Genomic DNA, 25,391 nt, shown 5'->3' with positions numbered 1-25,391 from the left:
GGCGCTCCGGGGCGGCCGACGGACGCGATCGCCTATGTGGCGGGCGTTCCGTGAGCCGTCATTCGAGGCATCCCGTGAGCCGCTCGTAGGCGTGATGGGCGTCGCTGACCAGATGCTCGGCCTCGGCGCGGGTGCCGCAGTAGGCGACCTGGCCGACGGCCCGGCGCTGCAAGCGTTCCAGAACCGCGGCCCAGGCGTCGGCCTCGGCGTGCCAGCGGGGCAGGTCGTCGGTGTCGACGAGGTCGATGAAAGAAGGATCCTCGGCCACGCACAGCAGCACCGGGGCGGCGGGCGCGGCCTGTGCACCGATGCGGTGCAGGACGCCCAGCGGCCAGGCGGGCACGGTGGTGCCGGCCAGGGCGGGTTCGGGCATCAGCACCAGGGCGTCCAGGGGCAGGCCGTCGTCGTCGAGGGTGTCGGGAACTCGTCCGTGTCCGACCGGCCAGCCCGTCGAGGTCAGGCGGCCGGAGGCGCCGTCGTCGGACGTGCGGATGGTGGAGGAAGCGGTGGCGTCGATGTCGACGGTGATCCGGGGCATGGCCCTGACCTCCTCGGACGTGAGCGTGGTCAGCGGGTAGAGGCCATCGGCACCGCGTCGGTGCGGTCGGCGGCGAGCCCCATCGCCGGATACCAGCAGTCTCCTGCCGGACGGCCGGGGCGGCAACAGAGCGCCGTCCGAACCGGCCGAGCGCCAAGAGCGGCCTGTCGCTGCTCGATGGCGGTCGAGACCCTGCCCCAGCGACCAACTCATCGACTGCGCCGAGGAGATGACCGACCGCTTCCGAACCGGTCCGTCGGGAACGGGCCCGGCGCGCCCGTGCCTCAACGGCGATTCGTCCCGGTGACCAGCAGCAACACCACGGCCGGCACCTGGACGGCGACAACCACCGCGATCAGCACGGGGATCGAGTAGCCGTACAGGCCGCCCGTGAGCGCGCCGCCGGCCAGGCTCGCCGCGCCGGCCACGCCGGCGAACAGGCCGTCGCGGACGCCCGCCGCCCGCTGGGCACCAGGTCCGCGACCGTCGCGCGCAGGGTCGACTCCTGGATGCCCAGGGCCGCGCCCCACACCAGCGACCCGGCCACCGCGACGGCGACCGTGTCGGTGAACGCCAGGCACACCACGGCCGCCGTGAGAACGGGCAGGGCGATCAACACGCGTGGGCCGTGCCGGTCGTACAGCCGGCCCGTCGCCAGCGCCGCGACGGCGTCCACGGCCATCGCCGCCGCGTACAGCACCGGCACCCACGCGGCGGACAGCAGATGGCCCTGGACCAGGTGGTAGGAGAGCACACCGAAGGTGGCGAACCCGGTGGTGGTGGCCGCCGTGAACCCGGCGTAGGTCCAGAACGCCCTCGGAAGTCGCCCGTCCGGCCCGAGCGGTGTCGTGGGTGCTGCGGCCGTCACCTCGCGTTCGTAGGCTTCCGGGTCCAGCATCCGGGCCCGCAGCCGGAACAGAAGCAGCAGTACGGCGACACCGGGGATGGCGAGCACACCGAGCGCGGGGCCGTAGTCGTTCCCGGTCAGCGCGAGCACCCCGGTCACCAGCAGCGGGCCGACCAGAGCGCCGATCTGTTCCATCGCCTCGTGGACGGCGAAGCCGCGGCCCCGCCCGGTGGCGGCGGTGGCGTGCGAGAGCAGCGTGTCCTTGGCGGGCGAGCGCACGGCCTTGCCGACCCTCCCCCAGTGCCTGAACGGCCTGGGGGCACCCCCAGGCGATCACCAGCGTGCACGCGGCCCACAGCACCCCCGCGACGCCCAGTAGCGGCACCGAGACGACCGTCAGGGCGTACCCGGCGATCGCCAGCCCCCAGAAGCGGCGAGTACGGTCGGCCAGCGGGCCCGACACCAGCCGCAATCCCAGCGCCGCCGCCTCACCGGCGCCGGTGACCACGCCGACGACTAGGGCGGACGCGCCCAGCGAGGCGAGCAGTGGGCCGGTGATCGAGCGGGCGCCCTCGTACACGAAGTCCGCGAGCGGACTGACGGTGCCGAACCAGACCACGAACCGCCACGGCCCCATCCCCGCCGACGGCCGGCCCGTCTCCCGTTTTTCGGACACCGGCTGATTCATGTCCACAGCGCCTCCGCGACAGACATCCCGACGCACGCCGCGACCGGGCCGGTCACCACGGTGGCGACGACATCGGCGGCGGCGAACAAACCGGCCTCATCCTCCGCCGAACCAGGCGTCTCGTACGACCCGGTGCCGAGGAGCAATCGCCGACGAGCAGTTCGCATCGCAGGCCACGGACGACCGTCTGGGGGCGGGAGTTGACCTTGCCCCTGGGGGCAGGGTTTACGCTGCGCGCAGCCGACCCGCCGATCATGGAGTCCGTGTGCCTGACATCAACGCCGTAGCCCTGCGTGGCGCCACCATCCACTACGACGACCTCGGGCCCTCGGCCGGGCTGCCGGTGCTCCTGATCCACGGGCACCCCTTCAACCGCACGCTGTGGGCGCCCCAGGCCAAGGCACTGGCCGAGGCGGGTTACCGGGTCGTCACCCCCGACCTGCGGGGGTACGGCCGCAGCAGCGTGACCCCCGGCAAGGTCTTCCTCTCCGACTTCGCCGACGACCTCGCCGCGCTCCTCGACCACCTGGACATCGGACGAGCGGTGGTCGGCGGTGTGTCCATGGGCGGTCAGATCACCATGGAGTTCCAGCGCCGTCACCCGCGGCGGGTGCGCGCCCTGGTGCTGTCCGACACCTCCGCCCCCGCCGAGACCGACGAGGGCAAGGAGTTCCGCAACCGGCTGGCCGACAGGCTCCTCACCGAGGGGATGGCCGGCTACGCGGGCGAGGTGATCGACAAGATGCTGGCCCCGTACAACGTCACCGCGATGCCGGATGTCGCCGGGCGAGTCCTGGACATGATGCGCGCCACCGACCCCCGCGGTGCAGCGGCGGCACTGCGCGGGCGGGCCGAACGCCCGGACCACCGGGAGACGTTGGCCGGGGTACGGGAACCGGTCCTGATCGTCGTCGGCGCGGACGACGTCTACACGCCCGTCGCGGATGCCGAGGCGATGCACCGCCTCGTCCCCCACGCGGCCATGGCCGTCATCGAGAAGGCGGGGCATCTGCCCGGCGCCGAGCAGCCCGAGGCCTTCAACACCGCCCTGCTGGACTTCCTCACCACACAGGTGGGCCCCGATGACTGAGCCGCAGCCGCTCCTGCCACCACCGGCGCACGAGCGCGCCGGCTTCACGCCGGAAGGCCCGGTTCTCGAGGGAGGGCTCGTGCGCCTGGAGCCCTTGGACCACCGCCACGCCGCGGACCTGGCCGCGTCGGCCGAGGAGGACCGGAGCGCCTACGGGTTCACCTGGGTGCCGCGGGCGGCCGAGGTCGAGGAGTACATCGACCTGCAGCACGCCCGTGCCGCCGCCGGGAAGCTGGCGCCGTACGCACAGGTGGACAAGTCGTCGGGACGGGCCGTGGGGGCCACCGCCTACTGGGATCCGCGTCCCTGGCCGAGCGGTGACGGTCTCTGCGCGATCGAGGTCGGCTTCACCTGGCTGGCGGCCTCCGCGCAGGGCACGGGACTGAACACCGAGGCCAAGTTCCTGTTGTTCCGGCACGCTTTCGAGAACTGGGGCGTCGCGCGCGTGGACTTGAAGACGGACGCGCGCAACGGCCGTTCACGGGCGGCGATCGAGGGCGTGGGGGCACGGTTCGAGGGAGTGCTGCGGAACTGGTCCCGGTCGTGGGTGCCGGGTGAGGACGGCCTGCTCCGCGATTCCGCGATCTTCTCGATCACCGCGGCGGAGTGGCCCGACTGCCGCACGAGGCTCGAACAGCGACTGACCCGGATCCGGAGCGCCGCCACCTCGGCACCGGCATCCTGACCCGCTCACCACAGGCAGCCCTTCGGAAAATAGTAGCCATGTACATAGTAGCCATGTACGGTATCTGTCATGAGCAAGGCTTCCGAACGAGCCACGCCCGGATTCCTGGTGTGGCGGTTGTCCATGAAGTGGCGGGTCGCGGTGGACCGCGCCGTGGCCCCGCTGGGACTGACCCACGCGCAGTACGCACTGGTGGCGTCGCTGTACGGCATGCATCACTCCGGTCTGCGACCCAGCCAGCGCCGGCTCGCCGATCACACCGGCCTGGAGGCGCTGTACGTCTCGAAGCTGGCCCGCGGTCTCGAGTCGGCCGGCCTGCTCCAGCGGACCCGGGACCCCGGCGACCCGCGCGCCGTGCAGCTGGAACTCACCGAGCAGGGACGCGAGGTCACCCGGAAGGCGATCGACGTCGTCCAGGGGCTGCTGCGGCAACTGCTGGCGCCGCTCGGCGGCCTCGGCAGCCCGCGGGCACGGGAGTTCACCCGGGAGCTGACGATCCTGCTCGACGCACCGCTTGACCCGTTCGGCACCACCGATCACGAGACGGAGCAGTCATGACCACCAGCGCACCCCTGGTCGACCCGCGCACCATCGCCCTCGCCCACTACGCCGCTCGCGCCGTCCTGGAGCGCGTGCTGGCCTCCTACGGCACCACCTTCCAGCAGAACGTCACCCTGCGGCTCGCCGCCGTCGCGGACGGGCCGGTCGAGCGCCTCACGCTGGTCGACGGCGTGACCGGTGCACTGAAGGTCGACGCGGCGGACGCCCACAAGACGATCGACGAACTGGTCGCGGCCGGGCTGCTCGTCGCCGCGGAGGCGTCCCGCCTGGACATCACCGACGCCGGGCGGGAGTTGTACGCCAAGACCTCGGCCGAGACGGCACCGGTGACGGCCCGGATCTACGCCGGCCTCTCCGAGGAGGACCGCGCCGTGACCGGCCGGGTGCTGACCCTGATCACCGAGCGCGCCAACGCGGAACTGGCCGCCCTGGAGGCCCGCAGGGGTTGAGCCGCCACCCCCGGCACCGTTAGTGGAATATTGAACAACTGCGTTCCGTTGTGGCCGTCGAAGGAGGTCACGAGTGGAGACGCAAGTGGAGACCACGTACTACGACCACGGCACACCGGCCGAGCGCTGGGAGCGCGCGCAGCAGTTCTTCGACGCCAAGGACTACGCGGGCGCGGCGCGGGTGCTGACCGGGCTGGTCGAGGAGGTGCCGGAGCAGACCGGACCCCGGCTGCTGCTGGCCCGCGCCTACTACCACTCGGCCCAACTGCGCCGCGCGGAAGCCGAGTTGCGGATCGTCGTCGAGCGAGACCCGGTGGAGCACTACGCCCGGCTGATGCTGGGCCGGACGCTCCAGCGGCAGGCCCGGCACGAGGAGGCGGAGCGGCATCTGCGGATCGCCTCGGCGCTCGCGGGCGACTTCCCGCAGGAATGAGGCGCGGCGCGGAGCCGCGGAACGAGGGCCCGGTTCCCGGCAGGGACCGGGCCCTCGGCATGCCTCAGGGGCACGGCCGTACCGTGCGTGTCACCACCCAGTGGTTCTTGCCCAGCCGCCGGGTGCGGGTGAAGCCCCTGCTCTCGAACCGCGCGAGGGTGCCGTTGTGCAGGAAGGACGCGGACACCCGGGTGCCCTCGGTGTCCTGCGGGTAGCTCTCCACCGTGCCGCCGCCGAGCCGGGCGATCTCGCGCAGGGCGCCGTCGAGCGCGGCCGAGGCCACACCCGAGCGACGCCGGGCGCGGTGCACGAAAAAGCAGGTGATCCGCCAGTCGGGCGGGGTCGGGGCGGCCGACTCGTAGGCGCGGCGGTGTTTGACAGCGGCAGCACCAGCGGCAGGAAGACGAAGACCCCCATGGGCCGTCAGTCTTCCCTACGGCCCTCCCCCGTGTCCGTGGAGCGCGGCAGACCGCTGTCCGCGGCGTCGAGCAGGGCGCGCGGGATCTGCTCGTCGCCGGGCGGCAGGGCGGTGACGAAGCTGGCGAGGACCGCCTCGCGGTCGCGTTCGCCGTCCAGCAGGCGGCGCATGCGCAGGGCGGCGAGACGGGCCACGTCTGCGGTCGGCGTCCATACGAAGGCCCGGCCCTGGCGTTCGCGGGAGACGACGTCCTTGGCCAGCAGCCGGGTCAGGATCGTGACGACGGTGGTGTAGGCAAGGCCGCCGCCGAGGCGCTGCCGCACCCAGGCGGCGGTGACCGGCCCGTCCGCCTCGCGCAGCGCGCCGAGCACCTGGCCCTCCAGCTCGCCCTGGCCGCGCCGCCGGGCCCGGCCGCCTTCCCGCGCCATGTGCCGTTCCCTCTCGTGAGTGGCCCTGTTCATCGCCTGGACGCCGGAGTCGGCGCCGGCGTGTCGGACCACGCTGCTTCACGGCCTCACGACCAGGTGCCCCCGTCGGTGGCCGGCCGGCATGGCATGCTGACGCGATGGCCTCTCTCCGTGATCACGCACCGTTCGCCGAGCGGGTCGAGGAACTCCTCGCCGCCGGCGGCCCCTTGCCCATCGTCGCCGCCGGACAGCCGGTGCTGCGGCGCGGCACCGAGCCGTACGAGGGTCAGCTCGCCCCCGCCCTGCTGGCCCGTTTCGTGGAGGCCCTGCGCGTCACCATGCACGCCGCGCCCGGCGTGGGCCTCGCCGCACCGCAGGTCGGCGTGCCGCTCAGGATCGCGGTCATGGAGGATCCGGCGCCGGTGCCCGAGGAGGTCGCGGTGGCCAGGGGCCGGGTGCCGCAGCCCTTCCGTGTCCTGGTCAACCCCGTCTACGAGCCCGTCGGCACCGCTCGTGCGGCGTTCTTCGAGGGCTGCCTGAGCGTGCCGGGCTGGCAGGCGGTGGTGGCCCGGCACGCCGAGGTGCGGTTGCGCGCCGAGGACGAGCACGGGCGCGCCCTGGACGAGGTGTTCACCGGGTGGCCCGCCCGGATCGTGCAGCACGAGACGGACCACCTGGACGGCACGCTGTACCTGGACCGCGCCGAGCCGCGCTCCCTGTCGACCAACGAGGCGGTCGCCGCGCTGTGGAGCGCACCGACCCCGAGGGCGGCGGCCGACGCCCTCGGGTTCGAACTGCCGTAATCGGACGGTCAGTTGTCGCGGTAGGCCTCCAGCAGCCGCAGCCACACCTCGCTCAGCGTCGGATACGACGGGACGGCGTGCCACAGCCGGCCGACCGGGACCCGGCCGGCGACGGCGATGGTCGCCGAGTGGATGAGCTCGCCGACGCCGGGCCCGACGAAGGTGACGCCGCGCAGGATCTCGTCCTCCAGATCGACCACCATGCGGGCACGGCCCTTGTAGCCGTCGGCGTACAGGCCCGCGCCCGCGACGGCGGAGAACTCGACGTCGACGGCGCGGACGCGGTGGCCGGCCTGTTCGGCCTCGGCGAGGGAGAGGCCGACCGCGGCGGCCTCGGGGTCGGTGAACACCACCTGGGGGACGGCGTGGTGGTCGGCGGTGGCCACGTGCGCGCCCCAGGACTCGTCCGCCACGGAGTCGCCGGCCGCGCGGGCGGCGATCGCGGCGCCCGCGATGCGGGCCTGGTACTTGCCCTGGTGGGTGAGGAGGGCGCGGTGGTTGACGTCGCCGACCGCGTACAGCCAGTCGGTTCCGGTCACCCGGAGGGTGTCGTCGACGTCCAGCCAGGAGCCGGGTTCCAGGCCGACCGTGTCGAGGCCGATGTCGTCGGTGTGCGGGATCCGGCCGGTGGCGAAGAGGATCTCGTCGGCCTCGATCCGGTCGCCGGCGGCGGTGACGGCCACGACCGTGCCGTTCTCGCGGGAGACGGACTCCACCGAGGTGCCGGTGCGGACGTCGGCGCCCGCCTCGGTGAGCGCCTCGGCGACCAGTTCCCCGGCGAACGGCTCCATGCGGTTGAGCAGCCCTTTGCCGCGCACCAGGAGGGTGACCCTGGAGCCGAGGGCCTGCCAGGCGGTGGCCATCTCGGTGGCGACGACGCCGCCGCCGACGACGATCAGCCGGTCCGGGGCGGCCTTGGCGCTGGTCGCCTCGCGGCTGGTCCACGGTTTCACCTCGGCGAGGCCGGGCAGGTCGGGCAGCTGGGCGCGGGTGCCGGTGGCGACGGCGACGGCGTGCCGGGCGGTGAGGGTGGTGACCGTGCCGTCGGGGGCCGTCACGGTGACCGTGCGGGGGCCCGCGAGCCGCCCCTGGCCGCGGTACAGATCGGCGCCGATGCCGTCGAGCCAGCCGACCTGGCCGTCGTCCTTCCAGTGGGAGGTGTACTCGTCCCGGCGGGCGAGGACGGCCGGGGTGTCGAGGGGGCCCTGGACCGCCTGGGCGAGGCCGGGCAGCCGGCGGGCGTCCGCCTGGGCGAGCACCGGCCGGAGCAGGGCCTTGCTGGGCATGCACGCCCAGTAGGAGCACTCGCCGCCGACCAGCTCGCTCTCCACGACCGCGGTGGTGAGGCCGGCCGCACGGGTGCGGTCGGCGACGTTCTCCCCCACGGGCCCGGCCCCGAGCACCACGACGTCGTACGCGATGGATTCCGTTTCCGTCATGGGGTTCAGTCTGGTGGGTGGTGTGCGCGACGGCCACACGGGTACGCGCGCGGAACACAGACGTGCACGTGTGGAATAGGCGGTCCGGCGGCCGTGTTTCCCCCGTCGGCACACCCCACACCAGGAAGAGGGACTCACGCCATGAGCAGCACTGTGGAGCTGACCAAGGACAACTTCGACCAGACGGTCACCGACAACGACTTCGTTCTGATCGACTTCTGGGCTGCCTGGTGCGGGCCGTGCCGCCAGTTCGCACCCGTGTACGAGAAGGCCGCCGAGGACAACCCGGACCTTGTCTTCGGCAAGGTGGACACCGAGGCCCAGCCGGAGCTGGCCGCGGCCTTCGGCATCCAGTCGATCCCGACGCTGATGATCGTGCGGGACAAGGTGGCCGTATTCGCCCAGCCGGGCGCGCTGCCCGAGCCCGCGCTGACGGACCTCATCGGTCAGGCCCGGAAGCTGGACATGGACCAGGTCCGCAAGGACATCGCGGCGCAGGAGGCCCAGGGGGGCACCGCGCAGTAGTCCCCGGCCCGGGTACGGCCGCCCCTAGAAGGGGTACGGCGCCACGTCGCCGCGTACGGTCGTCCAGCGCAGCTCGGTGAAGGCCTCCAGGTTGGCCTCGCCGCCGAAGCGGGCGCCCGTGCCGGACGCGGCGACGCCGCCGAAGGGGGCCACCGCCTCGTCGTTCACCGTCTGGTCGTTGACGTGGACGATGCCGGTGGGGATCCGCTCGGCGAGGTCGAGGGCGCGGGCGGTGTCCCGGGTGACGATGCCGAGGGAGAGGCCGTAGGGGGTGTCCGCGGCGAGCGCCGCCGCCTCGTCGGCGGTGGTGAAGGAGCGGACCGGTGCGACCGGGCCGAAGACCTCCTCGGCGTAGGCCGGGGTGTGGTCACCGGCGTCGGCCAGTACGGTCGGCCGGTAGAAGAGCTGTTCATGGGTGCCGCCCGCGGCGAGTTTCGCGCCGCGGGCGGTGCTCGTGCGCACCAGGCCGTCGATCTTGGCGAGCTGTCCCGCGTCGATGACCGGGCCCAGGTGGACCTGCTCGCGGTGGGGGTCGCCGACGGCGAGCGAGTCGGCCTTGGCGGCGAGCCGTTCGACGTACTCGTCGTACAGCGAGGCGTGCACGAGGTGGCGTCCGGTCGTCATGCAGATCTGGCCCTGGTGGAAGAACGAGCCCCAGGCCGCCGTGGAGATCACGGCGTCGAGGTCGGCGTCCTCCAGCACGATCAGGGCCGAGTTTCCGCCGAGTTCGAGGTGGGCCCGCTTCAGGTGGCGGCCGGCCGCCTCGCCGACGGCGCGGCCCGCCGCGGTGGATCCGGTGAAGGAGATGACGGGGACGAGCGGATCCTCCACCAGCGCCCGGCCCGTCTCCGCGCCGCCGGGCAGCACCCGCAGCAGGTCCTCGGGCAGGCCGGCCGCCGCGAAGACGGCGGCGAGGGCGAGGCCGCCGCAGACGGCGGTGCGCGGATCCGGCTTGAGGACCACGGCGTTGCCGAGCGCGAGGGCCGGCGCGACGGAGCGGATGGACAGGATCAGCGGCGCGTTGAACGGGGAGATCACGCCCACCACGCCGACCGGGACCCGGCGGGTGTACGACAGCCGGGGGGCCTCGCTGGGCAGCACCTGGCCGGTCGGACGGGAGGCGAGGGCGGCGGCCTCGTAGCACTCCTGGGCGGCCACATGGAGTTCGAAGTCCGCCTTGCCCGGGATGGATCCGGACTCGCGCACCAGCCACTCGCGCAGTTCGTCGGCGTGCTCGGTGAACAGGTCCCCCGCCCTGCGCAGCACCCGGGCCCGCTCGAAGTGCGGCGTGCGGGCCCAGCCGGCCTGGGCGGCACGGGCCGTCTGCGCGGCGCGTTCGACGTCCCCGGGAGCGGCGAGGGTGACGGTGCCGAGCGCGTCGCCGGTGGCGGGCTCGGTGACGGTGTGGGCAGGTCCGGCAAGGCTGCGGTCCTGCCAGGTCTTCGGGTCGAGCAGCGGCATACGGCTCTCCGATCGATCGCCGGGCGGTACGGAACTCCTGCCCCGACGCTACTTGGTTGAGCGCGAAACTACATCGCGGACACGGTGATCCGGAAGCCGGGCGACGGCCGAGGAGCGGGTCAGCTGGACTCGCGCCGGATCACCGAGGCGCCCAGGACCTTGTGCACCTCCGGCTCGGCACCGGGGTCACGGACCGCCCGGTCGACCAGTTCGGCGAGGCCGCGGCCCGAGGGCAGTTCGATGTGCACCGTGCTGAGGCGGGGCCGCAGCAGCCGGCCGAGCATCAGGTCGTCGGCGCCGATCACCGCCACGTCCTCGGGGACGCGCACACCCGCGTCCTGCAGGGCACGCATCAGGAGCATCGCGTACTCGTCGTTGTAGGCGAACACCGCGTCCAGCCCCAACTCCCGCCAGTCGGCGGCGAGTCGGGCGGCGGATTCCTCCGTGTACGCGAGCGGGAGCTCCGTGACGGCGGCGTCCTTGCCGCGCAGCGCCTGACGCACACCGGCGAGCCGGGGCCGGGAGAAGGCCTCCAGGCCGGACTCCTCGGGCACCACGACACCGATCCGCCGCCGGCCCCGGGCGTACAGATGGGCGCCCGCACACGCGCCGACGGCGTCGTGGTCCATGAGCAGGGCGTGCGCGCCGTCGACGCGTCCGGGGCCGAGGGTGACCACGGCCCGGGCACCGGAGCGCTTGAGGACCCCGACGCCCTGCGGCCCGAGTCCCGCGCCGGGCACCAGGACGGCGACCGGCCGCAACTCCGCCCAGGCGCGGGCGGCTTCGTCGCCCTGGAGGCCGACGGTGCCGTACTGCACGACGGTGTAGTCGAGCCTTCCCAGCTCCCGCTGCAGATCGCCGAGGAACCGGCTGTAGAGCGGGCCCACCGGGATCGCCGGGGCGGGCATGAGGACCATACGGCTGTGTCCGGCGCGCAGACTGCGGGCGGCGGCGTGGGGGACGTACCCCAGTTCCCGCGCGGCCTCGCGCACGCGGCGGCGCGTCGGTTCGCTGATCCGTACGGCGCTGGTGTTGTTGAGGACGTAGGACACGGTCGCGCGCGAGACGCCCGCCAGGCGGGCCACATCGGCACTCGTGGGCGTGTTCGGTATCTGCACCATGACAGACCGCATCTTGGCAGAGGGGCCGGGGCCGGCAGGCGGCGGGGCGACGTGGTTCACGGTTCGACGAAATCGGGAGCGGCGGTGCTGGCGCGAACGCGTTCGTCACGAACTTGTTCGCAACGAACATGTTCGTTACCGTAGAGGCATGACCGCTGCTCCCCGTTCCCGCCGTGAGCGTCCCGCCAAGCCCGCCCTGACACGGGAGGGCATCGTCGCCGCCGCCGTCGCGATCCTGCGCGCGGAAGGACTGCGCAAGGTGACCATGCGGCGGCTGGCACAGGAACTCGACACCGGCCCGGCCTCGCTGTACGTCTACGTCCGCAACACCGACGAGCTGCACGCGGCCGTCCTGGACGAGCTCCTCGGCACGCTCGGCCCGGTCCCGGCCGAGGGCGACTGGCGGGAGCGGCTGGAGAAGGTGCTCACCGACTACACCGCGATGCTCCTGGAGCATCCGAGCCTGGCCCGTTCGGCACTGACCGCGTGGCCGAGCGGCCCGAACTATCTGCGGCTCATCGAGACCCTGCTGGAGCTGCTCCAGTCGGGCGGGGTGCCGCGGGCCCAGGCCGCGTGGGGCGTCGACCTGCTGCTGCAGCACGCCACCGCGACCGCCGCCGAGCACGCCGGGGAGGACTCCCAGGGCGAGTTGCAGGCGCTGGCCGGCGCCCTGCGCGAGGCGCCGGCCGACACCTATCCGCACATCGCCGCGAGCGCCGGGGCACTGCTCTCCGGCGCCCCCGGGGCCCGCCTCTCGTGGGCCTTCCAGACCCTGATCAACGGCATCGAGCGCACCGCCGTACCCGACTGACCCGGCCAGGAGGCCCCCATGACCACCAGCCGTCCCCACCAACCGATCACCGTCGTCGGCGCGGGCCTCGGCGGGCTCGCGCTCGCCCGTGTCCTGCACGTCCACGGCATAGACGCCGCCCTGTTCGACCTGGACCCCGCGCCGAGCGCCCGGACCCAGGGCGGCATGCTCGACATCCACGACGACTCCGGCCAGGAGGCGCTGCGGGCGGCCGGGCTGCACGAGGAGTTCCTGAAGCTGGTCCACCCCGGCGGCCAGGCCCTGCGTGTCCTGGACCGGCACGCCACCGTGCGGCTCGCCGAGGAGGACGACGGCGCCGGCGGCCGGCCCGAGATCGACCGCGGCGACCTGCGCGAGCTGCTGCTCGGCTCGCTGCCCGAGGGCACGGTCCGCTGGGGCGCCAAGGTCACCGGCGCCCGCCCCCTGGGCGAGGGCCGGCACGAGGTCGCGCTGGCCGACGGCACCGTGTTCACCACGGACCTGCTGGTCGGCGCGGACGGCGCGTGGTCCCGCGTCCGCCCGCTCCTCTCCCCTGCCCGGCCCGCGTACACGGGGGTGTCCTTCGTCGAGGCCGACCTGCTGGAGGCGGATCGGCGCCACCCGGAGAGCGCGGCGGTCGTCGGCGGCGGGATGCTCTTCGCGCTCGGCGCGGGCCGGGGCTTCCTCGGGCACCGCGAGACCGACGGCAGTCTGCATGTGTACGCGGCCGTCGAGGCGCCGGAGGACTGGCTGGACGGCATCGACTTCGACGACACGGAGGCGGCGAAGGCGGCGGTGCTGAAGGAGTTCGACGGCTGGGCCGAGAGCCTGCGGGGCCTGGTCGCCGACGCGGACGGACCGCTGGTGCCGCGGCGGATACACGCGCTGCCGGTCGGCCACCGCTGGGACCGTGTGCCCGGGGTCACCCTGCTCGGGGACGCGGCCCATCTGATGTCCCCCTTCGCGGGCGAGGGCGCCAACCTGGCCCTGCTCGACGGCGCCGAACTGGGCCGCGCCCTGGCCGCCCACCCCGACGACACCGAGACCGCGCTGACCGCCTACGAGGACCGCATGTTCCGCCGCGCCGAGACATCCGCAGCGGAGTCGGCGCGAAACACCACGCTGCTGTTCCGCCCGGACGCACCACAGGGGCTGCTCGACATGTTCACGGGGTTGAGCGGCTGAGAGACGCTCGAACGGGGGCCCATGCGGGGGCGGATCGGCGCTCAGCGAAGCGACCGAATGCGGTCCGCCGGGTGCAGGCTCGGCCGGGCTGCCACACGTCGCCCAGCGGCCGCGCTCGGCAGGCGTTGTCGTCGGGTGGGGTCGGACCGGGGTCAGTCGGGTGGGCGGGTGCCCGTGACTCGGGCGACCAGGTCGATCCAGCCGGCCTCCAGTCGGGCCATGGGCATGCCGCACTGCTTGGTCTGGTGGTGGATCAGGGCCGGGTCGAGGGAGTTGAGCAGGGTCTGGGACAGCAGTTCGCAGTCGGCGTCCGGCACGATCTGCCGCAGCAGCATCGTGACGTGCGTGCGCAGCGCGGTGACCGCCGGGTGGGAGAACCGGCGGGTGGGTTCCGGCTGCGCGGCGAGCTGCAGGTCGAGCCGCTCGACCGAGCGGTACAGCACCGCCACGCCGAACGCCCGCAGCCGGTCCAGCGGCGGTGCTCCGGGCCCCAGCGGCGGCGGCCCGCCCAGAAAGTCGGCCTGCAGCTGCCGGTCCGAGTGGTCGAGCAGGGCCATCAGCAGACCCGTCCGGTCGCCGAAGCGGCGGAAGACCGTCCCCTTGCCCACCTGGGCCGCCACCGCGACCGCCTCCATGGTGACCCCGGCCACTCCGTGTTCCGCGATCAGCCGGGCGGCGGCCTCCAGCAGCCGGGCCCGGTTGCGCGCCGCGTCGGCGCGCAGGCACGGCTCCTCGGGCCCCATGCCGACCTCGATCAACTGGGGGGCGTCAAGGGGCTCTTGAGGTGGCGGAAACGGCGGCAGCGCGCTGGGCATGAAGACAGCGTAAAGCATGGGGAACAGAACTGGACCACGGTCCGCTTACGGTGGTACAAAAGCTAAACGGACCTCGGTCCGGATCGTAACGGCGATGTTTCAGCCCCTTGGAGTTCCCATGTCTGTTCGCATCCTCGCGCTCGTCGGCAGCCTTCGCGCCGGTTCGACCAACCGCCAGCTCGCCGAGGCCGCTGTCAAGCTCGCTCCGGAGGGCGCCGAGGTCGAGGTGTTCGACGGCCTGGCCGACATCCCCTTCTACAACGAGGACATCGACGTCGAGGGCAGCGTGCCGGCCACCGCCGCCAAGCTGCGCGAGGCCGCGCAGGCCGCCGACGCCTTCCTGCTCTTCTCCCCCGAGTACAACGGCACCATCCCGGCCGTCCTGAAGAACGCCATCGACTGGCTGTCCCGCCCGTACGGCGCCGGCGCCTTCGGCGGCAAGCCGGTCGCCGTGATCGGCACCGCGTTCGGCCAGTACGGCGGCGTGTGGGCGCAGGACGAGGCCCGCAAGGCCGTGGGCATCGCCGGCGGCAAGGTGATCGAGGACATCAAGCTGTCCATCCCGGGCTCCCTGACCCGCTTCGCCGAGACCCACCCGGTGGACGACGCCGAGGTCGCCGCCCAGCTGACCGAGGTCGTCGCCCGTCTGCACGGCAACGTGGGCGAGGTCGCGGCCGCCTGAGCCGTACGCGCGCACCGCCAAGGGGCCGGATCCGTCCGGCCCCTTCTCGCGTCCGCGTCACCCGGTCGGCGTTCGGCATCGCGTGGCTCAGTCGAGGCCCGCCAGTCGCTCCACCGCCGGGGCCGTGAAGCGCTCCATCCACGCGGAGGTCGCGCCGAGCCGCGGGCAGAGGATCACCGTGTCGATGCCGAGCTTGCTGTAGCCCTCCACGTCCCGCAGGAAGCCGTCGAGGTCGCCCGTGGTGGCGGGCTCGCCGGTGTAGGCGACGGTCTTGCGGATGCTGTCGTAGTCCCGTCCGGCGCTCTCGCAGTGGCCGCGCAGCACTTCCAGCTTGTGGCGCAGTTCCTCGGCCGAGGACGGGATGACGTTGCAGGCGTCGGCGTACCGGGCCACCAGGCGCAGGGTCTTCTTCTCTCCCCCGCCGCCGATCATGATCTCCGGGTGCGGGGTGCTCACCGGCGCGGGCACGCACAGGGTCTCCGCCAGCCGGTAGTGCCGGCCCTCGAACGGGCCGTTGTCCTCCGGGTCCCACATCTGCAGACAGATCCGCAGCGTCTCCTCCAGCCGCTCGAAACGTTCCGCGAGCGGCGGGTACGGCACACCGAGGCCATGGTGCTCACGGTCGTACCAGGCGGCCCCGATGCCCAGCGTGGCCCGGCCGCCGGACAGGACGTCGAGCGTGGTGGCGATCTTCGCGAGCAGTCCGGGACGGCGGTACGTCACCCCCGTCACCAGGGCGCCGAGCCGCACGGTGGAGGTGTGGGCGGCGAGGTAGCCGAGCGTGGTGTAGGCCTCCAGCATGGGAGCCTCGGCGCCGCCGTTGAACTCCATCTGGAAGTAGTGGTCCATCACCGACAGCCAGCTCACCCCGGCCACCTCGGCGGCGGCCCCGGCGGCGGCGAGTTCGGCGCCGAGCGCGGGCCCGCCCCCGGGATGGTCGAACCGGTTGATGTGTACACCCACGCGCATGGCCGTCTCCGTCCGTCCGGACCCGTTGGTCGAGGCCACCGACGCTAGGTGCTGGAGCGCTCTCGAAGTCAACGGCGCACGGGAGACCCGCCGGACACCAGCCGCTCGGCCAGCGCGCTGCGCCGGTACAGCACCCGTCGGCCGTCCCGGGCGCGGGTCACCAGGCCCGTGGCGTCCAGTACCCGCAGGTGCTGGGAGACGGCGCTCGGGGTCACGCCGAGCCGGCGGGCGAGTTCCACCGTGGGCAGGGGTTCGGCGAGCAGCCGCAGCAAGGTGGTGCGGGGTGCGCCGAGCAGGGCGGTGAGCGCGGAGGCGTCGGGCGCGGGTTCCGGTTCCCACAGGGTGGCGGTGCCCCGGCCCGGGTAGGCGAGCATCGGCGGCGCGTCGGCGCTGATCGGGGGCGCCGGCTTGTGCGCGAACACCGAGGGGACGAGCCGCAGCCCCCGCCCGGCGCCGTCGACCGCGTGCCGGCCGATCATCTTGTCGATGGTCAGGACGCCGTCCCGCCAGCCGAGGTTGGGATGCAGACCGGAGAACAGCGACCGGGCACCGCCGGTGGCGAGCAGGCCCGCGCGGTGCGTGATGTCGGCCTCCAGCACGAGCCGGATCCGGGGCCAGTGGGGCAGCAGGGCGGTCTGCCAGTACCGGCGCAGCACCGAGCAGAGGGCGTCGAGGAGTTCGAGGGCAGCGCCGTCACCGGGCTCGGCGGCCGGCCGCAGCGGGCCGGGGAGCGGACGCGGGGCGTACGCGGCGCGCAGGTCGCGTCGTACGACGTCCGGGGGCGTGGCCCGTACGACGGTCAACTCCTCGTCCAGCGTGGGGGCGTAGCGGGTGGGGCGGGGCGTCAGGAAGTCGGGCAGGGCCAGGGCGGGACCGACCAGGGCCGCCAGCAGGGGCAGATCGGCGGGGTCGAGGGCCGCGAGCACGGTGCGGCGCCAGTCGCGGTGCAGGGGGTGCAGGGCGGGGGCCCGCAGGACGCGCAGGCTCTCCATCAGCTCGCCGAGCGGCGAGATCGCGAACCGGGTGTCGGCGAGGTCGTCGACCCCGAGCCGGAAGCTGATCATTTAGCCCCCGGCTACATCCTTCGCCAACCGCCCGCGGAGGGCGTGGACTTCGGCACATGACGGATCACCACACCGGGCAGCGTACCCCGCGGCTCGTCGCGCTGCTGGCGCTGGCCTGCGGGGTCGCGGTCGGCAATGTGTACTTCCCGCAGGCCGTCGCCCCGCTCGTGGCGGCGGGCCTCGGCATCTCTCCCGGCACGGCGGCGGGGGTGGTGACCGCGACCCAGTTCGGGTACGCCGCCGGCATCTTCCTGCTCGTCCCGCTCGGCGACCGGCTGCCGCCCCGCCCGTTGCTGGTCACCCTGCTCACCGTGACCGGGCTCGGCCTGTGCGCCGCGGCCGCCGCGCCCGCGCTGCCGCCGCTGCTCGCGGCGAGCGTGCTGGTCGGGGCGAGCACCGTGATCGCCCCGCTGGCCGGTCCGCTGGCGGCCGGACTGGTCCCGCCGCAGCGGCGGGGCGTGGTCGGCGGCACGCTGCTGAGCGGGGCCCTCGCGGGCATGCTGCTGTCCCGCACGGCCGGCGGCGCCCTCGGCGACCGGCTGGGCTGGCGGGCGCCGTACGTCCTGGCGGCGCTGCTCACACTTGCGGTGGCGCTGCTCCTGGCCCGCGCGCTCCCGGCCACGGCGGCGCCGTCCCGGCAGCGCTACCCGCGGCTGCTGACCGAGCCCGTCCGCCTGCTGTGCGCCGAACCGGCCCTGCGCCGCTCCTCCTTCTACCAGGCGACGGTGTTCGCCGGCTTCTCCGCCGTGTGGACCGGGGTGGCGCTGCTGCTGACGGGACCGGGGTACGGGCTCGGGGCGGACGCGGTCGGGCTGCTCGCGCTGGTCAACGCGGTGACCATGCTCGTCACGCCGGTCGCGGGCCGGCTGGTGGACCGGCGCGGCGCCGACGTCGTGAACCTGGTGTGCTTCCTGCTGGTCCTCGCGTCCGCGGCGATCCTCGCCCTCGGCGGGCTCGGCGGCACCCCTGGCCTGCTGTCCCTGGTGGCGGGCACGCTGCTGCTGGACGTCGGCATGCAGTCCGGCATGGTCGCCAACCAGGTGCGCGTCTACGCCCTCGCCGCAAGCGTCCGCAGCCGCCTCAACACCGCCTACATGACCTGCGCCTACCTGGGCGGCGGTCTCGGTTCCTGGCTCGGCTCCCGGGCGTACACGCGGTACGGCTGGTCCGGGGTGTGCACCCTGGTCGCGCTGCTGACCGCATTGGCCCTGGTACGGCACCTGGGCGCACGGGCCGGCGGGCGGACGGCGGTTGCCGGCGCCGGCGAAAGCCGTACAGCTGCTCGGTTGTGACGTTACCGTTCGGTAGACATCGGTCCCGGAGTCTCCCGGAGGTACCCGCCCATGACGCACGACCGTTCCGCCGGACTCGCCGAGACCCGGCGTGCGCTCGCCGACGGGGAGGTGACCTCCCGTGCGCTGGTGGAGCGGGCGCTGGCCCGGATCGAGGCCACGCAGGGGACGCTGAACGCCTTCCGTGTCGTGCGGGCCGAGGCCGCGCTCGCCGAAGCGGACGCCGCCGACCGGGAGTTGGCCGAGGGGGCGCGGCGTCCGCTGCTGGGGGTGCCGGTCGCGGTGAAGGACGACATGGACGTGGCCGGGGAGCCGACCGCGTTCGGCTGCCGGGGCGAGTTCCCGCCGGCCGCCGAGGACGGGGAGGCGGTACGGCGGCTGCGCGCGGCCGGTGCCGTGATCGTCGGCAAGACGAACACCTGTGAGCTGGGGCAGTGGCCGTTCACCGAGGGACCTGCCTTCGGGGACACCCGTAATCCGTGGCACCCCGGGCACACGCCCGGCGGTTCGTCCGGGGGCTCGGCGGCCGCCGTCGCCGCCGGGCTGGTCCCCGCCGCGCTGGGCTCGGACGGTGCCGGCTCGGTGCGCATCCCGGCCTCGTGGACCGGACTGATCGGCATCAAGCCGCAGCGCGGCCGTATCTCCACCTGGCCGCGCGGCGAGTCCTTCCAGGGCATCACGGTCAACGGCACCCTCGCCCGGACGGTCGCCGACGCGGCCCTGCTGCTGGACGCGGCGAGCGGCAACCACGACCGGGACCCGCACCGGCCGCCCGCGCTGACGGTGACGGACGCGGTCGGCCGCGACCCGGGCCGGCTGCGCATCGCCCTGTCCCTGAAGCCTCCGTTCACCGCCGTACCGGCCCGCCTGCACCCGGAAGTCCGCGCCCGGGTCGTCGAACTCGCCGAGGAGTTGGCGCAGTTGGGACACGACGTGGAGGAGGCCGATCCGCCGTACGGGCAGATCGGGCTGACCTTCGTGCCGCGCGCCACCGTCGGTATCGCCGAGTGGGTCCGCGACGCCCCCGACCCGATGCTGCTCGATCGGCGCACCCGGGACGCGGCCCGGCTCGGCCGGCTGCTCGGCGGTGCCCCGCTCAGGACGGCCCGGCGTGCGGAGGCCGTGCTGCACCGGCGGATCGGCCGGTTCTTCGGGCGGTACGACGTGATCCTCGCGCCGACGACGGCCGCTCCCCCGCCCCGGATAGGCGCCCTGTACCGGCTGCGCGGGCTGGCCACGGACCGGGCGATGATCGCCGCCTGCCCGTACGCCTGGCCGTGGAACGTGCTGGGCTGGCCGGGCGTGAACGTGCCCGCCGGATTCGTCGGCGACGGCCTCCCGGTGGGCGCGCAACTCCTCGGGCCCGCCCACAGCGAGCCGCTGCTGGTGTCCGTCGCGGCCCAGTTGGAAGCGGAGTTGCGCTGGCACGACCGGTGGCCACCGGAGCCCGCCCCGGCGACGCGGGCCGCCTGACGGCCGATTGGCGGGGAACGGTCCCCCAGGACGGTCCCGGCACGGGGCACCTAGACCTCGACGGCGACTTCGGCTTCGGCGTTGTCGGCGGGGGCCACCGGCCTGGGGCGGCCGGGCAGGAGCAGGCACAGCGGGATCGCGGCGGCGGTGAAGGCCACCGACCACCAGAACGCGGCGTCGAAGCCGTCGGCCAGGCCGCCCGGGGTGTGGGCGTCGCCGACGGTGTGCTGCAGGATGACGACGAGGACGGCGATGCCCACCGAGCCCCCGATCTGCTGGGCGACGCGGGTGATGATGCTGGCGTCGGCGATCTCCTTGTGCTCCAGGCCGACGTAGGCGGCGCCGGTGGGCGCGATCATGGCGGCGCCCAGGCCGATGCCGCGGACGAGCAGCGCGGCCATGAGCAGGACCTCGCTGGTGTCGGCGGTGACGAAGGCGAACGGCACGGTGGCCGCGGCGACGACGGCGAACGCGGCGGCGGCGACCCGGCGCGGGCCGACGCGGTCGGTGTACGTGCCTGCCAGGCCGCGGGCGAGGAGCGCGCCGACGCCCTGCGGGATGAGCAGCAGCCCGGCGCCGAGGGCGTCCTCGCCGCGGACCTGCTGGAAGTACAGCGGCAGCAGCATCATCGCCCCGTACAGGGAGAACCCGCCCAGGAAGAGGAGGGTGGAAGCGGACGCCGTCGCGCGGTGCCGGAACAGCCGCAGGTTGACCAGGGCGCCGCTGGTGCGGGTCACTGCCCATGCGGTGAAGCCGCCGACCAGGGCGAAGCCGCCGAGCAGCGGGACGAGGACCTTGGCGCCGGTGAAGCCCGCACCGCCCTCGGCCTGGGAGAGGCCGTAGATGAGGGCGGCGACGCCCGGGGAGAGCAGGAGCACGCCGATGACGTCCAGGCGGGCGCGGGGGCCGTCGGGTGCGGGGCGGTCGTCGGGCAGGTTGCGCCGGGCGAGCCCGCCGCCGACGACGCAGAAGGGGATGTTGACGAGGAACATCCAGCGCCAGTCGGCCAGATGCAGGATGAGGCCGCCGAGGACCGGGCCGAGGATCGGGCCGAGGGCGGTGGGCACGGTGATGAGGGACATGACCTTGCCGATGTTGCGGCCCTGGGCGGCCTGCATGATCAGCGTGGCCGTGAGCGGCATCATCATGCCGCCTCCGATGCCCTGGACGACGCGGAAGACGATGAGGCCGGTCGCGTCCCACGCCAGCGCGCTCAGGATCGAGCCGAGCAGGAACACGCCCAGGGACGCGATCCACAGACGTTTGCCGCCCAGCCGTTGCTGGGCCCACCCGGCGAGCGGGATGGTGACGAACACCGCCAGCAGGTAGCCGGTGCTCACCCACTGGATCGTGGACAGCGGGGCGTCGAGGTCCTTCGCCAGGTCGTTGAGGGCGACGCTGACGATGGTGGTGTCGAAGACGACGGCGAGGGCGCCCACGACGATGGTGATCGCCGTGCGCCACACGGCGGAGTCCACATGCTCGGGGTCCGCCGCCGCGGGCGCGGTTCCGGTCCGGCTGGAAGTGCTCACGAACAGCCACCTTAAGATAGAGTCCTCTTTCTTACGGTGGTCAGAGTAGGGCGCTAAAGTAAGATAGGCAAATCTATCTAATGGAGGGGCGGATGCCCGAGCGACGCCGCGGAGCGGCACTGGAGAAGGCTCTCCTCGACGCGGCCTGGGAAGAGCTCGCGGACAACGGCTACGCGGGGTTCACCATGGACGCCGTCGTCAAGCGCGCGGGCACCAGCCCCCCCGTTCTCTACCGCCGCTGGTCGGACCGCGACGAACTCGTCCGGGCGGCCATCACGCAGGCCCTGAGGGAGCACCGCCTCGACATCCCCGACACGGGAAGCCTGCGGGAGGACGTCCTCACCCTGATGCGGGAGATCAACGCCACCCGCGTCCAGCTCATCATCGTCATGAGCGTGCACCTGGCCGCCTGCCACAAGGCGACCGGCACGAGCACCGGCGACCTGCGCGACCCCCTCGTGACGGGGCGCAAGGAGGCCCTCGACGTGCTCTTCGACCGCGCCGTCGAACGCGGTGAGATCAAACGGGAGCACCTGCCCGAACGCGTCAAGTCCCTGCCCTTCGACCTGTTGCGCCACGAAATCCTCACCACCTTCGCCCCCGTGCCCGACGACGTCCTCGAAGACATCGTCGACACGGTCTTCCTCCCCCTGGTCCGCTGACCGCGGCGGCATCCCGGTCAGCCCGCCACCGGGAAGTCCCGGCCCTGTGACGCCAGCAGTCGGTTCATCGTGGCCGGGGGCAGCGCCGGGTTCGCGGCGGCCGGGTGGGCGAGTTCCTCGTCGGCGAGGAGGTGTGCCAGCCGGACCGGCGGGAGGTTCGGGTGCCGGGCGAACGCGGCCCGGACCTGCGGGTCGGGATCCCCGGTGAACCGTTCCACGGTGGCGGGCGGTGTCTCGGGGTCCCGTGCGGCCAGGGCCCGGACCTGCGGGTCGGCATGGTCGGCGTATGCGGCAAGACCGGCGCGCGGAAAGTTCGGCCGGGTGGTCAGGCGGGCACGCTCGGGGCCGGTGTACTCCAGGAAGCTGCGCAGCAACAAGGCCGGGGGCGCGTCCGGGTGGTTCTGGGCCAGCAGCACCCGCACGCCGAGGTCGTCGTCGTCCGCCAGGCGGGTCACCAGGTCCGGCGCCAGCGTGCGTTCCTTGGCGGCCTCCCTGCGCAGCAGCGGGTGCCCGGAGAGCGCGTCCTGGCGTACGGCTTCGGGGTCGCGGGGTGTCCTGCCCTCGCCGAAAGCGCCCAATCGGCAGTCCGTCTGGACCGTGTAGTCGATGCGCGCGCGTTCCTCCTCGCTGAAGGACGGGTGGACGGACACGGCCAGCCGTACCCGCGGATCGGGATCCGCGGCGAGCGTACGGCGTTCGTCCGCGTCGAGGTCCGGGTGACGGGCGACGGCCCTGCGGACGTTCGGGTGCGGGTCCGCGACGAGCGCGTGACGTTCGGCGGGCGGGAGATCGGCGCGGCGGCCCGCGATCTCCTGCCGTACCTTCGGATCCGGGTCGGCGGCCAGGAGGACGACCGCATCGGGCGGGAGCGTGGGGTTGCGGGCGATCATCGCCTTGTCGTCCTCGCCGGCCGGCGAGGTCAGGACGCCGTCCACGACGGCGCGGCTGAGCGCCGAGTGCAGCAGCAGGTGGCTGCGGGAGTGACAGGGGCGGTCCGGCAGCTCGCTCTCCACCCACGCCGGATCGTCGTAACGCGCGCACGCCCGCGCCGCCTCGCGGACCCGCTCGTCCGGGTCCGCCAGCAGCGCGGCCCGCTCGGCGCCGGACATCCAGGTCCAGCGGAAGACGCCGTGGCGACGCGCCTCGGCGACCGGGTGGGCGGGCAGCGCACGGACCAGCTCGGCGGACATCTGCCGGTACAGCGACCAGAGGTGTTCGGCCTCGTACGTGACGAGCATGCGGACCACGGTGGCATCGGGCAGCGGCCGGGGCCGGGGCCAGTCCGGCTCGGTCGTGCGCGGCCCCTCGGCGAGGTGGGCGCGGACGAACCACTCCGGATCGTCCACCAGTCGCGCCCGCTGGGCCGGGTCGACGTGGGGGTTGACGGCGAAGAAGCCCCGGGTGCGCCGGTCGGGGTGCTCGATCACGGCGTCCACCACGGAGACGGGCAGATCCCGGTCCCGGCACAGCACCATCCGTACGGCGAGCGGGGCCTCGGCGAGCAGCCGGAGCAGGACGTCCGGTGGCGCCGACGGGTTGAGGGCGAGCCCGGCGAGCCGGCGCGTGGGCAGATCGGCGTCCTCCCAGATCCGGCCGGGCGTGCGCATGCCTTCCGTCTCCCCCCGTACGCGAACCACCCTCGCGGGCCCGGGCGACGACTTTACGCCGTCACACCGTGAGCAGGCCGATTCCCAGGGCGATCAGCGCGATGACCTTCAGGAACTCCAGCCCCACATACCAGAAGTGGCTGCGGGAGCGGGGCAGTTCCTCCCCGGCGAGGATCCGGTCGGACCGGCGGTTGAGGTAGGGCCGGACGGCGGCCAGCTGGGCGAGGAGCAGCACCGCGACGACCGCGGTCAGCGCCGTGATCCCCACCGGGGCACCGCCCACGGCGACCGCCGCGATGACGACGACGGCCAGCACCGCCTCCACGGCGTTCAGCGCGCGGAAGACCAGCCGGCCTATACCCAGGCCGACGGGGATGGTCACGCCCGGTGCGCGGAACTTCAGCGGGGCCTCCAGGAAGGAGATCGCCAGCACCATGCCGAGCCAGACGAAGGTGAGAGCGCTCGCGGTGGCGGCGGACGTGACGTTCATGTGCGGAGGCCTTTCTCCGCCGGGACCGGCGGTGCGGTGCGTGAAGCGGGGGTGCGCCGGCTAGGCGGCCTTGGTCTCGGCCAAGTGGGCCACGCAGGAGTCGGGTTCGGCGAAGGGCTCCAGGCCGGTGGCCGTCAGCGGGGCGTCCAGCCGGTCCAACGCTCCCTGCATCAGGCCCAGATGGAGCGGACACACCAACCTCCCGTGTTCCTCGGCGAGTTCCAGGAACGGGCAGTGCCGCAGCCGGATCCGCCGGGGCGGCCCGCCGGACTCCTCCGCTCCCTCCGCCCGCGGCGCGAAGCCCAACTCACCGAGCAGAGCGAGGAGCGCGGCCACCGTGCGCTCTGCCGTCGGTTCGCCGAACGGGGGCGGCGGCTGCACCAGGTGAGCACCCCACGCCCGGCCCGTCTGGACCGCCTCCTCGCGCGCCGTCGCCGGGTCGGCGGACGCCCACCGGCTGAGCAGGATGCGTGCGAGGAGCCGGTAGTCCCGCATGCCGCCGCGGTCCATGCCGGGCCGGGCGGTGTAGACGGTGCGGGGACGGCCGGGCCCCGGGGACGGCTCGGCCCGGCGCTCGACCAGGCCCTCGGCCACCAGGATGTCCAGATGGAAGCGCACCGTGTTGGGGTGGACGCCGATGCGCTCGGCCGTCTCCGCGACGCCGAGCGGCGAGGGTGCGGCGCGCAGTACGTCGAGGACCTCTCGGCGGCGCGGACTCTCCCGCGTGGCCATCTGCGAACCCCTCTCCCACCTCTGCCGATTTTTCACGAAGCCTACATGTATTAATTGTAGGGTGGACAGGCGGGTCAGCAGTGGGTACCTGTTCGCAGGGAAATGGAAGAGTCGAGGGGAACACCAGATGACGTCGCTCTCCGCGACCGACAGCGGGCCGGCCGGCCGCACCGCCGCCGATGCCCGTGTGCTGTGCGACACCCGGGCACTGGCCGAGTCGCCACCGCAGCCCGGCGGAGTGCTGTGGAAGCTGGCCGAGAGCGGACGGCAGCTCGACGCCAACGTGGTCCGGCTCGCCCCGGGCGACCGGATCACCGCGCACACGGAGATACAGCTGGATGTGATGCTCCTGGTCGTGTCCGGGGACGGCGTGCTCGGCGCGGGCCCCGCCGACGAGGCACAGCCGCTCGCCGAGGGCGCCCTGGCCTGGCTGCCGCACGGGGCGCGGCGCAGCATCACCGCCGGCGAGGCGGGCCTGACCTATGTGACCGTGCATCGACGCCGCCCGGGCATGCAGATCGGCACCCGCCGCCGGCCCTGACCGGCCACACCCCCGACACCATCGACCACCGGCACAAAGTCCGCCCCAAAGCCTCACAGTTCAGGCCACTACGCTTCGCCCGGCCACTCCCC

Annotated in this window: 28 protein-coding genes; 14 read left to right on the top strand and 14 right to left on the bottom strand. The window is 73.6% G+C overall.

Annotation, left to right across the window (positions count from 1 at the left end; genetic code table 11):
• Positions 1-58: 58 nt before the first annotated feature.
• Positions 59-538 (bottom strand): inorganic diphosphatase, encoded by a 480-nt coding sequence (locus tag ACQPXS_RS40895; protein WP_433454575.1) that lies wholly within the window; start codon positions 536-538, stop codon positions 59-61.
• Between the two features lie 355 nt (positions 539-893).
• Positions 894-1,664 (bottom strand): MFS transporter, encoded by a 771-nt coding sequence (locus tag ACQPXS_RS40890; protein WP_433454574.1) that lies wholly within the window; start codon positions 1,662-1,664, stop codon positions 894-896.
• 683 nt (positions 1,665-2,347) lie between these two features.
• Between ACQPXS_RS40890 and ACQPXS_RS40885 the strand changes: the two genes are divergently transcribed.
• From ACQPXS_RS40885 to ACQPXS_RS40865, 5 genes are all read left to right on the top strand, one after another.
• Positions 2,348-3,163 (top strand): alpha/beta fold hydrolase, encoded by an 816-nt coding sequence (locus ACQPXS_RS40885; protein ID WP_433456171.1) that lies wholly within the window; start codon positions 2,348-2,350, stop codon positions 3,161-3,163.
• Complete coding sequence (locus tag ACQPXS_RS40880; RefSeq protein WP_433454573.1) at positions 3,156-3,848, top strand: GNAT family N-acetyltransferase; 693 nt, start codon at positions 3,156-3,158, stop codon at positions 3,846-3,848. The genes ACQPXS_RS40885 and ACQPXS_RS40880 overlap by 8 nt, the downstream gene beginning before the upstream one ends.
• 69 nt (positions 3,849-3,917) lie before the next feature.
• The gene (locus tag ACQPXS_RS40875) at positions 3,918-4,406 is read left to right on the top strand and encodes a MarR family winged helix-turn-helix transcriptional regulator (RefSeq protein ID WP_433454572.1); all 489 of its coding nucleotides are present in this window, start codon (positions 3,918-3,920) and stop codon (positions 4,404-4,406) included.
• Positions 4,403-4,858 (top strand): MarR family transcriptional regulator, encoded by a 456-nt coding sequence (locus ACQPXS_RS40870; protein ID WP_433454571.1) that lies wholly within the window; start codon positions 4,403-4,405, stop codon positions 4,856-4,858. The genes ACQPXS_RS40875 and ACQPXS_RS40870 overlap by 4 nt, the downstream gene beginning before the upstream one ends.
• An 85-nt stretch (positions 4,859-4,943) precedes the next feature.
• Complete coding sequence (locus ACQPXS_RS40865; protein ID WP_356307321.1) at positions 4,944-5,291, top strand: tetratricopeptide repeat protein; 348 nt, start codon at positions 4,944-4,946, stop codon at positions 5,289-5,291.
• 64 nt (positions 5,292-5,355) lie between these two features.
• Here ACQPXS_RS40865 and ACQPXS_RS40860 read toward each other — a convergent pair whose 3' ends face one another.
• The gene (locus tag ACQPXS_RS40860; RefSeq protein ID WP_433454570.1) at positions 5,356-5,601 is read right to left on the bottom strand and encodes a hypothetical protein; all 246 of its coding nucleotides are present in this window, start codon (positions 5,599-5,601) and stop codon (positions 5,356-5,358) included.
• 113 nt (positions 5,602-5,714) lie between these two features.
• A complete protein-coding gene (locus ACQPXS_RS40855) occupies positions 5,715-6,137 on the bottom strand; it encodes a BlaI/MecI/CopY family transcriptional regulator (protein ID WP_433454569.1) in 423 nt (140 codons plus the stop codon).
• A 137-nt stretch (positions 6,138-6,274) separates the two neighbouring features.
• Here ACQPXS_RS40855 and ACQPXS_RS40850 point away from each other — a divergent pair, with 137 nt between their 5' ends.
• Positions 6,275-6,919, top strand: a complete 645-nt coding sequence (locus ACQPXS_RS40850) for a peptide deformylase (RefSeq protein ID WP_433454568.1) — start codon at positions 6,275-6,277, stop codon at positions 6,917-6,919.
• Positions 6,920-6,927: 8 nt separating this feature from the next.
• Here ACQPXS_RS40850 and ACQPXS_RS40845 read toward each other — a convergent pair whose 3' ends face one another.
• Positions 6,928-8,358, bottom strand: coding sequence for a dihydrolipoyl dehydrogenase family protein (locus tag ACQPXS_RS40845; protein WP_433454567.1), 1,431 nt, complete (start codon positions 8,356-8,358; stop codon positions 6,928-6,930).
• Positions 8,359-8,499: 141 nt separating this feature from the next.
• Here ACQPXS_RS40845 and trxA point away from each other — a divergent pair, with 141 nt between their 5' ends.
• Complete coding sequence (trxA, locus tag ACQPXS_RS40840) at positions 8,500-8,883, top strand: thioredoxin (RefSeq protein ID WP_356307164.1); 384 nt, start codon at positions 8,500-8,502, stop codon at positions 8,881-8,883.
• A 24-nt stretch (positions 8,884-8,907) separates the two neighbouring features.
• Here trxA and ACQPXS_RS40835 read toward each other — a convergent pair whose 3' ends face one another.
• Positions 8,908-10,344, bottom strand: a complete 1,437-nt coding sequence (locus tag ACQPXS_RS40835) for an aldehyde dehydrogenase family protein (RefSeq protein ID WP_433454566.1) — start codon at positions 10,342-10,344, stop codon at positions 8,908-8,910.
• A 119-nt stretch (positions 10,345-10,463) separates the two neighbouring features.
• Complete coding sequence (locus tag ACQPXS_RS40830; protein WP_433454565.1) at positions 10,464-11,465, bottom strand: LacI family DNA-binding transcriptional regulator; 1,002 nt, start codon at positions 11,463-11,465, stop codon at positions 10,464-10,466.
• A gap of 148 nt (positions 11,466-11,613) precedes the next feature.
• On the opposite strand from ACQPXS_RS40830, the gene ACQPXS_RS40825 reads away from it, so the two are divergent.
• Together ACQPXS_RS40825 and ACQPXS_RS40820 are read left to right on the top strand one after the other, a co-directional pair.
• Positions 11,614-12,276, top strand: coding sequence for a TetR/AcrR family transcriptional regulator (locus ACQPXS_RS40825; RefSeq protein ID WP_433454564.1), 663 nt, complete (start codon positions 11,614-11,616; stop codon positions 12,274-12,276).
• A gap of 18 nt (positions 12,277-12,294) precedes the next feature.
• Positions 12,295-13,440 carry an FAD-dependent oxidoreductase gene (locus ACQPXS_RS40820; protein ID WP_433454563.1) on the top strand — a complete coding sequence of 382 codons (1,146 nt, stop codon included), beginning with the start codon at positions 12,295-12,297 and terminating at the stop codon, positions 13,438-13,440.
• 152 nt (positions 13,441-13,592) lie between these two features.
• Here ACQPXS_RS40820 and ACQPXS_RS40815 read toward each other — a convergent pair whose 3' ends face one another.
• Positions 13,593-14,273, bottom strand: a complete 681-nt coding sequence (locus tag ACQPXS_RS40815) for a TetR/AcrR family transcriptional regulator (protein ID WP_365324666.1) — start codon at positions 14,271-14,273, stop codon at positions 13,593-13,595.
• A gap of 100 nt (positions 14,274-14,373) precedes the next feature.
• Here ACQPXS_RS40815 and ACQPXS_RS40810 point away from each other — a divergent pair, with 100 nt between their 5' ends.
• Complete coding sequence (locus ACQPXS_RS40810) at positions 14,374-14,937, top strand: NADPH-dependent FMN reductase (RefSeq protein ID WP_390680179.1); 564 nt, start codon at positions 14,374-14,376, stop codon at positions 14,935-14,937.
• Positions 14,938-15,024: 87 nt separating this feature from the next.
• Here ACQPXS_RS40810 and ACQPXS_RS40805 read toward each other — a convergent pair whose 3' ends face one another.
• Positions 15,025-15,906: an LLM class F420-dependent oxidoreductase gene (locus ACQPXS_RS40805; protein ID WP_433454562.1), complete on the bottom strand. Its 882-nt coding sequence runs from the start codon at positions 15,904-15,906 to the stop codon at positions 15,025-15,027.
• A gap of 68 nt (positions 15,907-15,974) precedes the next feature.
• Complete coding sequence (locus tag ACQPXS_RS40800) at positions 15,975-16,970, bottom strand: metalloregulator ArsR/SmtB family transcription factor (RefSeq protein ID WP_433454561.1); 996 nt, start codon at positions 16,968-16,970, stop codon at positions 15,975-15,977.
• A 56-nt stretch (positions 16,971-17,026) separates the two neighbouring features.
• Between ACQPXS_RS40800 and ACQPXS_RS40795 the strand changes: the two genes are divergently transcribed.
• Both ACQPXS_RS40795 and ACQPXS_RS40790 read left to right on the top strand, forming a co-directional pair.
• On the top strand, positions 17,027-18,262 hold the full coding sequence (locus ACQPXS_RS40795) for an MFS transporter (protein ID WP_433454560.1): 1,236 nt from the start codon (positions 17,027-17,029) through the stop codon (positions 18,260-18,262).
• Positions 18,263-18,313: 51 nt separating this feature from the next.
• Entirely contained in the window at positions 18,314-19,735 is a 1,422-nt protein-coding gene (locus tag ACQPXS_RS40790; protein ID WP_433454559.1) for an amidase, read from the top strand.
• 50 nt (positions 19,736-19,785) lie between these two features.
• Here the strand turns inward: ACQPXS_RS40790 and ACQPXS_RS40785 are convergent, their stop codons facing one another.
• A complete protein-coding gene (locus ACQPXS_RS40785) occupies positions 19,786-21,267 on the bottom strand; it encodes an MDR family MFS transporter (RefSeq protein ID WP_433454558.1) in 1,482 nt (493 codons plus the stop codon).
• Positions 21,268-21,359: 92 nt separating this feature from the next.
• Here ACQPXS_RS40785 and ACQPXS_RS40780 point away from each other — a divergent pair, with 92 nt between their 5' ends.
• Positions 21,360-21,929: a TetR/AcrR family transcriptional regulator gene (locus ACQPXS_RS40780; RefSeq protein WP_433454557.1), complete on the top strand. Its 570-nt coding sequence runs from the start codon at positions 21,360-21,362 to the stop codon at positions 21,927-21,929.
• 17 nt (positions 21,930-21,946) lie between these two features.
• Here the strand turns inward: ACQPXS_RS40780 and ACQPXS_RS40775 are convergent, their stop codons facing one another.
• The 3 genes from ACQPXS_RS40775 to ACQPXS_RS40765 all read right to left on the bottom strand — a co-directional run bounded on the left by ACQPXS_RS40775 (position 21,947) and on the right by ACQPXS_RS40765 (position 24,758).
• Complete coding sequence (locus ACQPXS_RS40775) at positions 21,947-23,536, bottom strand: hypothetical protein (protein WP_433454556.1); 1,590 nt, start codon at positions 23,534-23,536, stop codon at positions 21,947-21,949.
• 61 nt (positions 23,537-23,597) lie between these two features.
• On the bottom strand, positions 23,598-24,026 hold the full coding sequence (locus tag ACQPXS_RS40770; protein ID WP_433454555.1) for a hypothetical protein: 429 nt from the start codon (positions 24,024-24,026) through the stop codon (positions 23,598-23,600).
• 60 nt (positions 24,027-24,086) lie between these two features.
• Entirely contained in the window at positions 24,087-24,758 is a 672-nt protein-coding gene (locus ACQPXS_RS40765; protein ID WP_433454554.1) for a helix-turn-helix transcriptional regulator, read from the bottom strand.
• 127 nt (positions 24,759-24,885) lie between these two features.
• On the opposite strand from ACQPXS_RS40765, the gene ACQPXS_RS40760 reads away from it, so the two are divergent.
• Entirely contained in the window at positions 24,886-25,299 is a 414-nt protein-coding gene (locus ACQPXS_RS40760) for a cupin domain-containing protein (protein ID WP_433454553.1), read from the top strand.
• The last annotated feature ends 92 nt before the right edge of the window (positions 25,300-25,391 follow it).

This window comes from Streptomyces sp. CA-142005 (genome assembly GCF_050942335.1).
Taxonomy (GTDB): Bacteria; Actinomycetota; Actinomycetes; order Streptomycetales; family Streptomycetaceae; genus Streptomyces.
The sequence above is the reverse complement of the archived record's forward strand: the minus strand, read 5'-3'. Positions and strand labels throughout refer to the sequence as shown.